The organism is Staphylococcus ureilyticus (assembly GCF_002902235.1).
Lineage (GTDB): Bacteria > Bacillota > Bacilli > Staphylococcales > Staphylococcaceae > Staphylococcus > Staphylococcus ureilyticus.
The window spans coordinates 1-13,575 of the sequence record NZ_PPRL01000046.1; the positions used below are offsets into that span (position 1 = coordinate 1).

Below are 13,575 nucleotides of genomic sequence, written 5' to 3' on the forward strand. Positions count from 1 at the left end.
ATATAAATATATAAATTTTCCTACAAATCATTTAATGCTATAATATACTATTGTAAACGCATGTTATATTTATGAACTTTTGTGTAAAATTATTAAGATATCTCTAATGGAATATTTTAATATATGAAAAGGAGATTATTATGATTACAGTTTTGTTCGGGGGCAGTCGTCCGGAGGGAAACACTGCTCGATTGACTAAAATGGCCTTATCAGGACATGACTACAAATGGTTTGATTTAACTCAGTACCAATTGCATCCAGTGAGAGATGTGAGACATGATGGGACAAAGATTGATACTTATGAAGATGATTATAAAAAAATAATAGATCAAGTGTTAGCCAGTGATACAATTGTTTTTGCATCACCCGTGTATTGGTATAGTATATCAGCCTCTTTGAAAGCATTCATTGATCATTGGTCTGAAACTTTAATGGATCCTAATTATAAGGATTTTAAGGCAAAAATGGCTAAAAAAGATTTTAGACTCATTATTGTCGGCGGAGATTTTCCAAAAGTAAAAGCGAAGCCATGTATCACTCAAATCAAGTATAGCTTAGAGTTTTTAGGTGCTACGCTATCTGGTTATATTATTGGAACTGCTGAAAAACCAGGAGATATTGATAAAGATTCGTATGCATTAAACCGCGCACGAGAATGGCAAGATACATTAAACAAGTAATATTTAGAGATAGTTTGGGCAATGTTATCTATTGTCCAAGCTATTTTCATATGAATAGATTAAGTATTTTGAACACTAAAATTATGTTATAATATGAGTATTATTACCTACTATAAATAGGGGGAACCAACATGCACAAAGTTAGGAAAGCAGCGCCAGAAGATGTTGTAGGCATCAGAGATGTAGCAACAAAAGCTTGGTATAATACTTATTTAAATATCTATGCAGCTAAAACTGTAAATGAATTATTGGCTGCTTCATATAATGAACAACATTTACTTAAAAGGTTAGAAGAACAATTATTTTTAGTCATCGAAGAAGATGATCAAATCATTGGTTTTGCTAACTTTATATATGGCACTGAATTATTCTTATCAGCCCATTACGTGAGACCTTCGTGGCAACATCATGGGTATGGTTCTGATTTACTGAAAGAAGGCTTGGCATATTTCCAAGACGAATATGATGAAGTATTTTTAGAAGTGGATAATAAGAATGATGAAGCGGTAGCTTTTTATGAACAAAAAGGGTTTGAGCGTGTGCGCTCGTATATGCACGTGATGTATGGGGAAGAAATGGATTTAGCATTGATGCGTAAAACTTTATCATAGGTGCACATTAACAAGGTATGAATAGGAGGACGACATTGACTTTTACAACTTATGCTACACAAAAGTTACCTGAAGAAAAAGTATTTAAAGACCCCATTCATAGATATATTCATGTAAGAGACCAAGTGATTTGGGATTTGATTAAAACGAAAGAATTTCAACGGTTACGACGTATAAAGCAATTGGGCACATTATACTTATCATTTCATACCGCTGAACACAGTAGATTTGGACATTCATTAGGTGTATATGAGATTGTTCGAAGATTAATTGATGATTCGTTTGACGGTCGTGAAGCATGGAATAATGATGATCGTCCACTTGCACTATGTGCCGCATTATTACACGACTTAGGTCATGGACCATTTTCACATAGCTTCGAGAAGATTTTTAATACAGATCATGAACAATTTACGCAAAAAATTATTACTGGACCGACAGAAGTAAATCGTGTATTACGACGTGTTTCTGAAGATTTTCCACAGCAAGTAGCTGATGTTATTAATAAAACACATGAAAATAAATTGGTCATCTCTATGATTTCTTCACAAATAGATGCTGATAGAATGGATTACTTGCAACGTGATGCATATTTTACGGGTGTTACGTATGGACAATTTGATATGGAACGTATTTTGAGATTGATGAGACCTTCAAAAGATGAAGTACTTATTAAAGAAAGTGGTATGCATGCAGTAGAAAACTTCATTATGAGCCGTTACCAAATGTATTGGCAAGTTTACTTCCATCCAGTTAGTCGAGGTGGAGAAGTGTTGCTTAATAATTGTTTGAAACGAGCAAAGCAACTTTATAATGAAGGGTACACTTTTAAAAAATATCCTGCCGATTTTATACCGTTCTTTGAAGAATCTATGACGATTGAACAGTATGTAGATTTAGATGAAGCGGTTGTAGTTTATTATTTAAAAGCATGGATTAATGAAGATGACGCTATATTAAGTGATTTGTCTCGTAGATTTATTAATCGGGATTTGTTTAAATATATGCCATTTGATGGTTCTATTATTACAATTACAGAATTAACAGATTTGTTTATACAGGCAGGTATAGATCCGAATTATTACTTTGTAAGTGAATCCTTTTCTGATTTACCTTATGATTATGACCGTCCAGGATCAGACAGACAGCCGATTCATTTGTTGAGACGTAATGGTAAAATAAGAGAAATTAGTAGTCAATCCTTAGTTATTCATAGTATAACTGGCATTAACAGACAAGATTATAAATTATATTATCCAAAAGAATTTATTTCTGATATAGAAGATGACCAAGTTAGGAATGCTATTAATAGTATATTAGATGAATTAAATTAAGCACTTAAAAATTGATGACTTTTATCACTTTGTTAAATATGGCAAAATTTTAATATAGACAACTTATGTAGGATTGTAATTTAACAATTGCAGCGCTACTTGTTTTAATAATGGAGGTGGAAGCTGATGGCTGAAAATAAGGGATTTAAATTCAATATTATTAAAAATGATCCGTTGGATGGTCACAAAGGTACCAATATTGGTTCTATAAGTTTAGATAACGTAGCACCAGTGTTTATCGATGTTGCAAACGAAGAGGCATTTATTGATATTGCAGGCATGCATGCGCGTTCTAGTGTTGAAAAAGGTGTCAAATGGATTAAAGATAAGGCGACCGTTGAAGGTGAAGAGGCGAAAGAATATTGGTTGTGTTGGGTTACAACAGAACGTGGTGAAAATGGACCCTACTATGCCGGACTAACAGCATGCTATTTATTAGTAAATAGAAGTATTCGTAGAGGTTACAAAAGTATGCCTGAACATGTAAATATGATGGATAAATCAATGAAACATAATATTGAAATCGATCAAATAGGTGACCAAAATAAAAAAATATTAGCAGCGTTTCTTAAATCGCATGATATAGATATGTGGAATAACTCTGATGCTTCATTGCATGAAGCTTTAGAAACAGTTTAATATCATTAGTTTTTAAGAGTTCAACGATATTAAACGAAGAACATCGGTATTTAAATGCATGTAACGTGTGCATTGAGATATTTGTATCATTTGAAAAGAGTAGAAATACGAAATCAGATTTTGATTTTGTTTTTTCTACTTTTTTTATGTGTGATTTTTGAATATTGTGAAGGTGTTGTAAACGAACTTTGAAAATGTAGATTATGAATTTAAATTAATTTAGCAACTGTTTTGCATATTTCAAGTATGCTATAATGGTTTGTATTATTTTAAAGATTAGGGTGAAACTTACATTGGAGAACAATGTTGAAATCCAAACGAAACAAGTGGTTAAACAATTCGATAACAAGGAAAAATTCTCATTGTCTACTACAGGATCTTGGCAAAAACGTAAAGCCGATTTTATTCGTTATCAAGAAGAGATAGACGGAGCAATCGTTAATGTGACAGTTAAAATTGAAACTTCAGGAGTAAAGATTATCCGCAATGGTGATATTAAGTTAAACCTTCATTTTGTAGAAGGTGAGGAAACGATTACTTTGTATGAAATTAGTGGCGGTCGTATACCATTAACCGTTTATACACATTCTATTTTACATTTTGTAAATGATAATGGTGGAAAATTGAAAGTGCATTATGATTTAATTCAAGATGAAGAGAAGATGGGATCTTATCAATATGAAATTACTTACAAGGAGATGCCGTAAATGAACATAATCGAACAAGTCAAACAAAAGTTGGTTGAAGAAATTAAGAAAAGTATTCAACAAGCACAACTTGCCGACGTGAATGAAATACCTGAAATTAAAATCGAAATACCAAAAGACAATAAAAATGGTGACTATTCAACAAACATAGCAATGGTCTTAACAAAAATAGCGAAACGTAATCCACGCGAAATCGCAACAGCAATTGTTGAAAATTTGGATACAACGGCTGCACAAGTTGAAAAAGTTGATATCGCAGGACCTGGTTTTATCAATTTTTATTTAGATAGTGCTTATTTGACTGCGATTATTACTGAAGCAATCAATAATGGTGATCAATTTGGTCATAAAAAAGTTAAAAATGGTGAAAATATTTTATTAGAATATGTATCGGCTAATCCTACAGGTGATTTACATATAGGTCATGCCCGTAATGCTGCAGTTGGCGATACGTTGGCTAATATATTAGAAGCGGCTGGTTATAATGTCACAAGAGAATATTATATTAATGATGCTGGTAATCAAATTACCAATTTAGCTCGTTCAATAGAAGCACGTTATTTTGAAGCGCTTGGTGATGATTCTTTTGAAATGCCAGAAGGTGGCTATCACGGAAAAGATATCATCAATATTGGTAAAGATTTGGCAGAGAAACAACCGGAAATAAAGGATTTAGACGAAGAAACACGTATTAAAACATTCAGACAACTTGGCGTCGATTACGAAATGCAAAAACTAAGAAAAGACTTAGCTGATTTTAATACACATTATGATAATTGGTTTAGCGAAACAACGCTTTATGAATCTGGTGAAATCAAACAAGTACTTAATAAAATGACTGAACTTGGTTACACTTATGAAGAAGATGGTGCAACATGGTTACGTACAACTGATTTCTCGGATGATAAAGATCGTGTATTGATTAAAAAAGATGGTAATTATACTTACTTTTTACCAGATATTGCATACCATTTCGATAAAATCGAACGTGGTAACGATATATTAATAAACTTATTTGGTGCAGATCACCATGGCTATATACAGCGTTTGAAAGCATCAATGGAAACATTTGGTGTTGATAGCGAGCGTCTTGAAATTCAAATTATGCAAATGGTTCGCTTAATGCAGGACGGTCAAGAAGTGAAAATGAGTAAACGTACTGGAAATGCAATTACTTTACGTGAAATTATGGATGAAGTAGGCGTGGATGCCGCGAGATATTTCTTAACGATGCGCAGTCCTGATACGCATTTTGATTTTGATATGGAATTAGCAAAGCAAGAATCACAAGATAATCCGGTATATTATGCACAATATGCACACGCACGTATTTGTTCAATTTTAAAACAAGCTAAAGAAAAAGGTATTGAACCTTCAACTGACGCAGACTATTCGTTTATCACAAACGATAAAGCGATTGAGCTTATGAAAAAAATTGCTGAATTTGAACCAACAATTGAAAGTGCCGCAACACACAGAGCACCACATAGAATTACAAACTATATTCAAGATTTGGCAGCACATTTCCATAAGTTTTACAATGATGAAAAAGTTTTAACAGATGATTTAGAAAAAACAAAAGCGTTGATTGCATTAATTGATGCAGTGAGAATTACATTACATAATGCATTAAACCTTGTTGGCGTAACAGCGCCAGAGTCAATGTAATTATTATGTAATTAAAGTAGTCCTTTATTTAAGAGCAAGTTTAGGTTTGTTAATCATAGTTTGATGCATTTCCGTCAGTACTATCACCAAACCTTACTTGCTCTTTTTTGATATTGGTTACTTCATCGTGATCACTGGGAGGGTAATGCTAACATGTTAGATATTCAGTCGCTATATAAATTATTATCTTCACATATGGGGTCACAACATTGGTGGCCTGCTGAGTCTAAAATCGAAGTGATATTAGGAGCGATTTTAGTACAAAATACCAATTGGAGAAATGCTGCTTATGCGCTCGAACAATTAAAGGTGAAGACTGAATTTGATCCAGAGCAGATACTAAATTTGAATTTGGAATCTTTGCAAATGATTATAAAATCAAGCGGATTTTATAAAAATAAAGCTAAAACGATTTTGAATATACTTGCCTGGTTGAAACGTTTTGATTTTGATTATCAAGCTGTAAGATCATATTATCAACTTCAATTGCGCAATGCTTTATTAGAAATCAAAGGTATTGGCAGTGAAACGGCAGATGTGTGTTTAGTTTATGTTTTTGAAGCAGTTGTCTTTATTCCAGATAGTTATACTAGAAGAATTTTTAAAAAACTAGGCTATACCAACACAGAAAGTTATGAGAAATTGAAGCGACATATTGAACTTCCTGAAACATTTACTAATGCAGATGCTAATGAATTTCATGCGTTATTAGATAATTTTGGGAAAAATTACTTTAATGAAAAAAATGAAAACAAGTATACATTTTTAGATCCTTATTTTGAAAATTAAATTTCATAAAATAGACTTAACGATTGAGATGAGAGTTTGGTAATATAGAATAAAATAACTATTAGGAGATTAAGGTATGAAGAAATGGAATAAATTATTATGTTTGTTACTTGTTTTTGTAGTAGTCTTAACTGCTTGTGGTACGAAGTCAGACCAAAAGCATGATGAAAGGCAATCTGAGGGTCACACTTATAAACGTATTATTTCTCTAATGCCTAGTAATACGGAAATTTTATATGAACTCGGTTTGGGTGACGATGTGATAGGCGTATCAACTGTAGATGATTATCCTAAAGAAGTAAAAGATAAGAAACAATTTGATGCGATGAAACTTAATAAAGAATCATTGATGAAAGCCAAACCAGATTTAATATTGGCACATGAATCTCAAAAAGCGACGAATGATAAAGTACTTAAAGGATTAAAAGATAGTGGTGTGAAAGTCGTTTATGTGAAAGATGCACAATCTATTGATGAAATGTATGAATCATTTATGCAAATTGGTAAGGTAACGCATAAAGAAAAAGCAGCCAAAAAACTTGTTAAAGAAACAAAACAAAATATCGAAAACGTAAAAAAATCAGTGCCTAATGATGTAAAAGGGCAAAAGGTTTTCATGGAAATTTCATCTGAACCAGAAATATACACTGCAGGTAAAGAAACATTCTTTGATGATATGCTGACACAATTAAAAGCAGAAAACAGTTTTTCCAATTTAAAAGGTTGGCAAAAGGTGAGTAAAGAAGACATTATTAAGCAAAATCCAGATTTGATGATATCAACAATGGGTATTTCATCATCTGAATATCAAAAAATGATTAACAAACGTGGTGGTTTTAATCAAATTAAAGCGGTACAGCACAATAAAGTTAAAGCTGTTAATGGTGATGAAATATCAAGACCAGGTCCACGTATAGATGATGGATTAAAAAAATTGAAAGAAGCTATTTATGAATAGTAATTTACTAAAACACAAAGATAGATTAGCCTAGAACTAAATAGCTTTCGCTAACAAATAAACGTCAATTGCTATAGAAATGATATAGAATTGACGTTTTCTTTATGAATTTCTTATCATGTGATATTTACTTTTAGCATAAAAATATATACCATTTTAATAACGAACAATAAATATTTTTATTATTCAATATAACTGAACGATTTTATTGAAAGCGTGGCAAAGACATGAAATATAATAAAGCACTTATTATTTGTATCGTCCTACTCATTATCAGTATGCTACTAAGCATGCTTTGGAATATCGGTAATATTAATGAAGCATTGTCACAATCTATATTATTTCAAGTTAGAGTGCCTAGAACACTTCAAGCATTATTAGCAGGTATTGGTTTAACATTAGCAGGTCATATGTTTCAGACGCTATTAAATAACCCATTAGCCGACAGCTTTACATTAGGTTTAGCAAGTGGGGCAACTTTTGGTTCTGGTATAGCTGTAGTATTAGGGTTATCGTTTTTATGGTTACCAGTTTTTTCTGTTATTTTTAGTGTTATAACATTAATTACAGTGATCTCACTTACTACTGCTATGTCTAAAGGCTATCCGATAAGGACACTCATCTTATCCGGTATTATGATAGGTGCATTGTTTAATGCATTTCTTTATGTATTGATTATTTTTAATCAACAGAAGATGAATAATATTGTGAATTATATGTTTGGTGGTTTCTCATCTGCAGAGTATAACGAGGTAATATATATAGGTATTACGTTATTCATCGGTATTATTGTATTATGTAGTTTAATACCAAAAATTAAGATATTACAGCTAGGCCATTTGAAAGGAACATCTTTAGGTTTAAATGTACAATCATTAACATATTGCGTGTTATTAATTGCTTCATTGATTACTGCAGTAATTGTCGCATATGTAGGCATCATTGGTTTTATAGGCATGATTATTCCACAGCTTGTACGACGTCAGGGTCAGCAGTTCAATCTTGGACAACAAATGGTACTAAATATGTTTATAGGTGGTATAGTGATGGTAATGTCGGATTGGTTAGGAAGTATATTGTTAAGCCCATTTGAAATTCCTGCTAGTATTATTTTAGCATTATTAGGCATACCAGTACTATTTTACATCATGATCACTCAACCACGGAGCATAGAATAAACTTAAGGATTACTATCGTCTCGAGATGGTTTATACGATATAATGATATTTATTAATTAAGGTTAAGTAAAAGGTAAACCTAAGATTGAAGAGGTTATGATTATGGATTTAACTCAGGTAAAAGCGATTGTATTTGATTTAGAAGGGACATTATTAGACAGAAAGAAATCTCGAGAAAAATTTATAGAAGAGCAGTTTGAAAGGTTTCATGACTATTTTGTACGCATACAATTGGAAGACTTCAAACGTAAATTTATAGCACTAGATGATGATGAAGATCACGATAAACCTGAATTATATAAGGCGCTCATTAAAGATTTTCATGTAGATCGACTAACTTGGAAAGATTTGTTTAGTGATTTTGAAATGCATTTTTACAGATATGTATTTCCATATTATGATACACAGTATACTTTAGAAAAATTAACAGAGAATGGTTATTTGACTGGTGTGATTGCAAATGGTAAGTCGAAAATCAAACAATTTCGTCTGCACGCTTTAGGTATCGAAGATAGTATCAATTATTTATCTACATCTGAAACTGTAGGTTACCGCAAGCCCCATCCTAAAATTTTTGAAGATATGTTGTCGCAATTAGGTACCAAACCTGAAGAAACAATATATGTTGGTGATGATCCACTCAATGATGTAGCACCTGCAAGGGCCATGGGTATGATTAGTGTTTGGTTTAATGAAGATAATGAAAATGATCTAACACCTTTACCAGAAGAAGTAGATTTTACGATTAAAACTACGGAAGAATTACTTTCCATTTTATCAATTAATAAGAAAGGGAGATAAATGATGAACCTATTTACAACAAGTGATGGTGTTGCTTTAAATTACAAGACGAGTGGTGAAGGTAAAGCAATAGTCATGATTCATACTGCTTTTGATAACTTTTCAGTATTTAATGATTTAGAAACTAAATTTAATAAAGCATATCAGGTAGTACTCATTGATCTAAGAGGACATGGCTATTCTGACAAACCGAATGACATCAAATTTAGAACATATGCGAAAGATATTAAGGAATTATTAGATTATTTATATATTAATGAATGCTCTATCATAGCTCACGAATTAGGTGGTTCTATTGCCGCATTATTTGCTACACAATACCCAGAATTAGTGTCATCATTAACGATGGTGAATCCTACACTATTGAATGACATCACGCCTGAAGAGCGATTATATAGAAAGTATTCAGATAAAATTAGAAATTGGGATGATGAGACACAACAAAAATTCCTTGATAAACAATTATATTATTCCAAAAGAAAAGCTAAAAAATTCTTAAAGCAAATTGAAAATACGAACAACATGTCTACGAAAGCAGAAATAGAAGCGGTAAAACAATCATTTATTGACAATAATGTCATGCATTATTTAAAAGCTTTAGATTTACCTACATTAATTATTGTTGGACAGCATGGAGAAAGAACTACAGTATTCGAAGCAAAAGAAGTTGCGGATTATATCGGAAATACCCAATTTGAAATTTTTGAAGAATCAGGATTATATCCATTCGTAGAAGAAAAAGATAAATTTATCAATGAAGTAAGAAAGTTTATAGAACAACATCTTCAATTAGCATCTTAAATTATTCAGCTTTGATAGATGCCTAGAAAAGATTACAGCAATACACTGTTTTGTAATCTTTTTGTAACATCACTGTTATTTTAGTAATATTTATAGTACAATGTGAATAAGCACAATGAAGGTAAGTTAAATATAAAGGAGAGAGTGCTTATGAAAAAATTATGTGCAGCAGTTTTAGTTACAGGTTTGGCATTTTCTGGGATTTCGGCAGGAAATGTTGAAGCAGCATCGGGGAACTCTATCCAAAGTGTTAATGAATTGCAACATGGAGACCAATCATTAGAAGGTGCAAAATTAGGAAGTTCTATTCAATCAGTATTAAAAAATAATAAAAAACCAATTTATTCATATAAACCTGATGGCACAGAACATTATTATGAATTTAAAAAAGATAATGGTGTGCTAGTGGTAACTGCAGATGGTAAGAAAAATAATGGTAAAATCACACGTGTATCAATGAGTTACAACGATACAAATGGACCATCATATAAAGAAGTGAAAAATGCTGTAAGCAACCAAGCAGTTGCACGTGAACATTATAATAAAGTAACAGGCAACTTTGGATATGTTCAAGATAATCAAGTATCTTATCAATTTAGTTCGCCATCACCTAATGATAAAAATATTAAACTTTATCGCATTGATATTAGTAAATAATCTTCACTTGTAATTATTAAAATGAATCAAAACCGACAAGTTTAAAGCTATATACTTGTCGGTTATTTTATTGTTACAATAAGTGAAAGTCTAATTTTATTAATGAATAAAGCACTTATTTAACAAAAAGGAGCCTATCATGAGAGTTAATGACAAAGTATTAATAGAAAATATCAATGATTATTTCACTCATAAAGGTCTTTCTCCCAATCTTATCGATGATATTAAAGGAAAATTAAAAAAAGAGTTAAAGAAATCAGAAGCACAAGATTTGGATTATATCGAATACAGAAAGAAATCACCAGCTGAAATAATTTTAACGATTCAACGCAATTTATTTACTTTACAATTAAACCCAATTGTATTTTTTATTATCAATTTTATTTTATTATCCTATCTATATGATAAACAGTATGTACCGTTCCAAGCAGCGACTGGATTATCAATTTTTTATTGTTTAATTATTTTACCGATTTCAATCTTCATTTATTTGAGAATTGATTGGAAAAATTATCTCTATAGTAATAAATTTGAAAGAGTGATAGGGCTGAGTGTTGCAGCAGCAGCGCTCATCTTAGTATTTGCACACGCTTTTGGGTTTAATTTAGGCATTGTCGCTGTATCATTATATGCACATCAATTTATCTTTTTTGTAGGTATCATATTTAGTATTTCTGGCATCTATTTTAAAAGATTAGAGTTTACTGGTATTGGGTTGTTGTTTTGTCAAAAAACAATAGATGCGATGATTAGTAATCCTGTGATTACACAAATTGCGTCTATTGTCATTTGGGTATTGTTATTAATTGTTATCATTTATTACACAATTAGAATATCTTCCAGAAATTAAAGTTACTTTATGGGTTTCTAATATTATTGTGTAATCAGTTGTATATACTCAACTTGCATTTAATGTGTCAAAAACATTAATTGTGGGTTGAGTATTTTTTAGTTTTAAAAGGCAAGATTGTAGGGTCAGAGTGAAGCTAAAGATTGCCGTTAAATATTTGAAATTGAGCATATGCGTTATAAAACGAGGGTATATAAATCATATAAGGAGGTGGCCCACAATGGAAAAAGTACAGATTAGTTGTAACACTGAATTGGCATACATCCGTGAGGGTCTAGGCTTTCCTGTAATTTTAATTCATGGTTTAGATGGTAATCTAGCTTCCCTATGTACTTTGAAAGATGAATTAAAAGAAAATTATGATGTTATTACTTATGATGTTAGAGGACATGGTAAATCATCAAAATCGAATGCATTTCATTTAAAAGACCACGTAGAAGATTTGAAATTATTAATGAAACATCTAAATATTGAAAAAGCCCATTTAGTAGGTCATGATATGGGTGGACTGATTGCTAAACATTTTGTCGATAAATATGAATCCAAGGTTGAATCATTAACGTTAATTGCATGTAATCTTATTGATAGTGTATTAGAGTTAAATAAATTAATGATTGAACATGAAGATGAAATAGAAGGCTTTGATAAATCTGAATCTTTAATTTTATTATTACCTTATATGTATAAAGATCAAGAAAAAGCTAAAAAATGGTTTCAGTCCCAGTTGATTTATAATAGACAGTCAGCTGAAGAAAGTGCAGTAGCAACAAGAGCATTAATGGAATTCCCTGTATTTAATCAAAATATTGTACTTGAACAAACCAATATTCCCACATTAATTGTAAATGGAATTTATGATCCATTGATCACTCAAGAAATGAAACACAAATACGATCAAGTGTTTCATAATTTAGAAATGGTTGAATTTAACCAGTCAGGACATGCACCTCATATAGAAGAACCCAATCACTTTCTAGAGGTATTTTTAGGGTTTGTAAAAACAAATGAATATTCAGAACGCTGATATTGATGAAGCAATGCGATGTTTATTTTTTGATTTCAAACGATAAATATTTAGCGCCAAAAAGTCCAATACATTCAATAATATAAAGGTGCACAAATCAGGTAGGATAAAACATTAAAAATTATTTAAAACATATATAAAACCACTTCACTGAATTCGTTCAGCGAAGTGGTTTTTGGTGTTGATAGGTATGATATGTGGGAAGCTAAAGTTAGTTATACTTCTTTTTCGTCATTTGCTTCTTGAATACGCTTATTAACACGTGATAATAATTCATTGATTTTTTTGCGTTGTTTAGAATCAACTAATATTAAAACTGTTCTTTCATCATGTTCATTACGTTTCTTATCAAAATAATCTTCTTGAGATAAATTTTTAACTGCTTTAACAACTTGAGGTTGTTTATAATTTAAGTGGTTAATAATATCTTTTAGATAATATTCTTCACTTTCGTGTTCACTAATATATGTTAATACAGCGAATTCTTCGAAACTTACTGAAAACTCTTTTTTGATAATACTTTTTAATTTATCAGCGTACGTTACCATTGCTAATAGTTCAAAACAATCGTTAATTTTGGTGATAGCCATTCTTAATTCCTCCCTAATTTATATGCCCAATCTAATATACATATTAAAAATGTTTTTGTATAATAATTTGTCTTAATTCAAAGTTGAATACAAAGTTTTTGTCATAATTTACAGCTCTAATATATTTGGGTAAAATATATTAAAACTAGCATTATTTAGTTTATTATAACTAAATTAAAATAGCAAGTAAACAAAAAACTGATTAAACGGTACGGTAATGTTTAAATTTATTAATTCAATTATTTAAATACCAATCATTTAATTATAATAATTGCTATACATTTACAA

Annotated in this window: 15 protein-coding genes; 14 read left to right on the plus strand and 1 reads right to left on the minus strand. The window is 31.0% G+C overall.

Going from position 1 to position 13,575, the window contains the following annotated elements; genetic code table 11:
- Positions 1-140: 140 nt before the first annotated feature.
- From CD150_RS04915 to CD150_RS04980, 14 genes are all read left to right on the plus strand, one after another.
- The gene (locus CD150_RS04915; protein WP_103161398.1) at positions 141-680 is read left to right on the plus strand and encodes a flavodoxin family protein; all 540 of its coding nucleotides are present in this window, start codon (positions 141-143) and stop codon (positions 678-680) included.
- Positions 681-811: 131 nt separating this feature from the next.
- Entirely contained in the window at positions 812-1,291 is a 480-nt protein-coding gene (locus CD150_RS04920) for a GNAT family N-acetyltransferase (RefSeq protein WP_073343407.1), read from the plus strand.
- Positions 1,292-1,308: 17 nt separating this feature from the next.
- Complete coding sequence (locus tag CD150_RS04925) at positions 1,309-2,625, plus strand: HD domain-containing protein (protein WP_174894800.1); 1,317 nt, start codon at positions 1,309-1,311, stop codon at positions 2,623-2,625.
- Between the two features lie 126 nt (positions 2,626-2,751).
- Positions 2,752-3,264 carry a YwhD family protein gene (locus CD150_RS04930; protein ID WP_046207290.1) on the plus strand — a complete coding sequence of 171 codons (513 nt, stop codon included), beginning with the start codon at positions 2,752-2,754 and terminating at the stop codon, positions 3,262-3,264.
- Positions 3,265-3,518: 254 nt separating this feature from the next.
- Complete coding sequence (locus CD150_RS04935; protein ID WP_371090918.1) at positions 3,519-3,971, plus strand: YwiB family protein; 453 nt, start codon at positions 3,519-3,521, stop codon at positions 3,969-3,971.
- A complete protein-coding gene (argS, locus tag CD150_RS04940; RefSeq protein WP_073343401.1) occupies positions 3,972-5,639 on the plus strand; it encodes an arginine--tRNA ligase in 1,668 nt (555 codons plus the stop codon). It begins immediately after the preceding gene.
- 153 nt (positions 5,640-5,792) lie between these two features.
- Positions 5,793-6,428 (plus strand): endonuclease III domain-containing protein, encoded by a 636-nt coding sequence (locus CD150_RS04945; RefSeq protein WP_103161399.1) that lies wholly within the window; start codon positions 5,793-5,795, stop codon positions 6,426-6,428.
- Positions 6,429-6,504: 76 nt separating this feature from the next.
- Complete coding sequence (locus tag CD150_RS04950; RefSeq protein WP_103161400.1) at positions 6,505-7,386, plus strand: ABC transporter substrate-binding protein; 882 nt, start codon at positions 6,505-6,507, stop codon at positions 7,384-7,386.
- Between the two features lie 227 nt (positions 7,387-7,613).
- Complete coding sequence (locus tag CD150_RS04955) at positions 7,614-8,564, plus strand: FecCD family ABC transporter permease (RefSeq protein ID WP_070038959.1); 951 nt, start codon at positions 7,614-7,616, stop codon at positions 8,562-8,564.
- 102 nt (positions 8,565-8,666) lie between these two features.
- Positions 8,667-9,365, plus strand: coding sequence for an HAD family hydrolase (locus CD150_RS04960; protein ID WP_046207296.1), 699 nt, complete (start codon positions 8,667-8,669; stop codon positions 9,363-9,365).
- 3 nt (positions 9,366-9,368) lie between these two features.
- Positions 9,369-10,166, plus strand: coding sequence for an alpha/beta fold hydrolase (locus CD150_RS04965; RefSeq protein ID WP_073343393.1), 798 nt, complete (start codon positions 9,369-9,371; stop codon positions 10,164-10,166).
- Between the two features lie 150 nt (positions 10,167-10,316).
- Entirely contained in the window at positions 10,317-10,823 is a 507-nt protein-coding gene (locus CD150_RS04970; RefSeq protein WP_073343389.1) for an SA0570 family protein, read from the plus strand.
- A 139-nt stretch (positions 10,824-10,962) separates the two neighbouring features.
- Positions 10,963-11,673, plus strand: a complete 711-nt coding sequence (locus tag CD150_RS04975; protein ID WP_046207299.1) for a hypothetical protein — start codon at positions 10,963-10,965, stop codon at positions 11,671-11,673.
- Between the two features lie 220 nt (positions 11,674-11,893).
- Positions 11,894-12,697, plus strand: coding sequence for an alpha/beta fold hydrolase (locus CD150_RS04980; protein WP_073343386.1), 804 nt, complete (start codon positions 11,894-11,896; stop codon positions 12,695-12,697).
- 215 nt (positions 12,698-12,912) lie between these two features.
- Here the strand turns inward: CD150_RS04980 and sarA are convergent, their stop codons facing one another.
- Positions 12,913-13,287, minus strand: a complete 375-nt coding sequence (sarA, locus tag CD150_RS04985; RefSeq protein ID WP_019468421.1) for a global transcriptional regulator SarA — start codon at positions 13,285-13,287, stop codon at positions 12,913-12,915.
- Between the last annotated feature and the right edge of the window lie 288 nt (positions 13,288-13,575).

What these genes read in the sequence shown, in the direction of transcription:
- CD150_RS04915 (WP_103161398.1), top strand. Translation starts at nt 141, where the DNA reads ATGATTACAGTTTTGTTCGGGGGCAGTCGTCCGGAGGGAAACACTGCT.
- CD150_RS04920 (WP_073343407.1), top strand. Translation starts at nt 812, where the DNA reads ATGCACAAAGTTAGGAAAGCAGCGCCAGAAGATGTTGTAGGCATCAGA.
- CD150_RS04925 (WP_174894800.1), top strand. Translation starts at nt 1,309, where the DNA reads ATGAATAGGAGGACGACATTGACTTTTACAACTTATGCTACACAAAAG.
- CD150_RS04930 (WP_046207290.1), top strand. Translation starts at nt 2,752, where the DNA reads ATGGCTGAAAATAAGGGATTTAAATTCAATATTATTAAAAATGATCCG.
- CD150_RS04935 (WP_371090918.1), top strand. Translation starts at nt 3,519, where the DNA reads ATGGTTTGTATTATTTTAAAGATTAGGGTGAAACTTACATTGGAGAAC.
- argS (WP_073343401.1), top strand. Translation starts at nt 3,972, where the DNA reads ATGAACATAATCGAACAAGTCAAACAAAAGTTGGTTGAAGAAATTAAG.
- CD150_RS04945 (WP_103161399.1), top strand. Translation starts at nt 5,793, where the DNA reads ATGTTAGATATTCAGTCGCTATATAAATTATTATCTTCACATATGGGG.
- CD150_RS04950 (WP_103161400.1), top strand. Translation starts at nt 6,505, where the DNA reads ATGAAGAAATGGAATAAATTATTATGTTTGTTACTTGTTTTTGTAGTA.
- CD150_RS04955 (WP_070038959.1), top strand. Translation starts at nt 7,614, where the DNA reads ATGAAATATAATAAAGCACTTATTATTTGTATCGTCCTACTCATTATC.
- CD150_RS04960 (WP_046207296.1), top strand. Translation starts at nt 8,667, where the DNA reads ATGGATTTAACTCAGGTAAAAGCGATTGTATTTGATTTAGAAGGGACA.
- CD150_RS04965 (WP_073343393.1), top strand. Translation starts at nt 9,369, where the DNA reads ATGAACCTATTTACAACAAGTGATGGTGTTGCTTTAAATTACAAGACG.
- CD150_RS04970 (WP_073343389.1), top strand. Translation starts at nt 10,317, where the DNA reads ATGAAAAAATTATGTGCAGCAGTTTTAGTTACAGGTTTGGCATTTTCT.
- CD150_RS04975 (WP_046207299.1), top strand. Translation starts at nt 10,963, where the DNA reads ATGAGAGTTAATGACAAAGTATTAATAGAAAATATCAATGATTATTTC.
- CD150_RS04980 (WP_073343386.1), top strand. Translation starts at nt 11,894, where the DNA reads ATGGAAAAAGTACAGATTAGTTGTAACACTGAATTGGCATACATCCGT.
- sarA (WP_019468421.1), bottom strand. Translation starts at nt 13,287, where the DNA reads ATGGCTATCACCAAAATTAACGATTGTTTTGAACTATTAGCAATGGTA.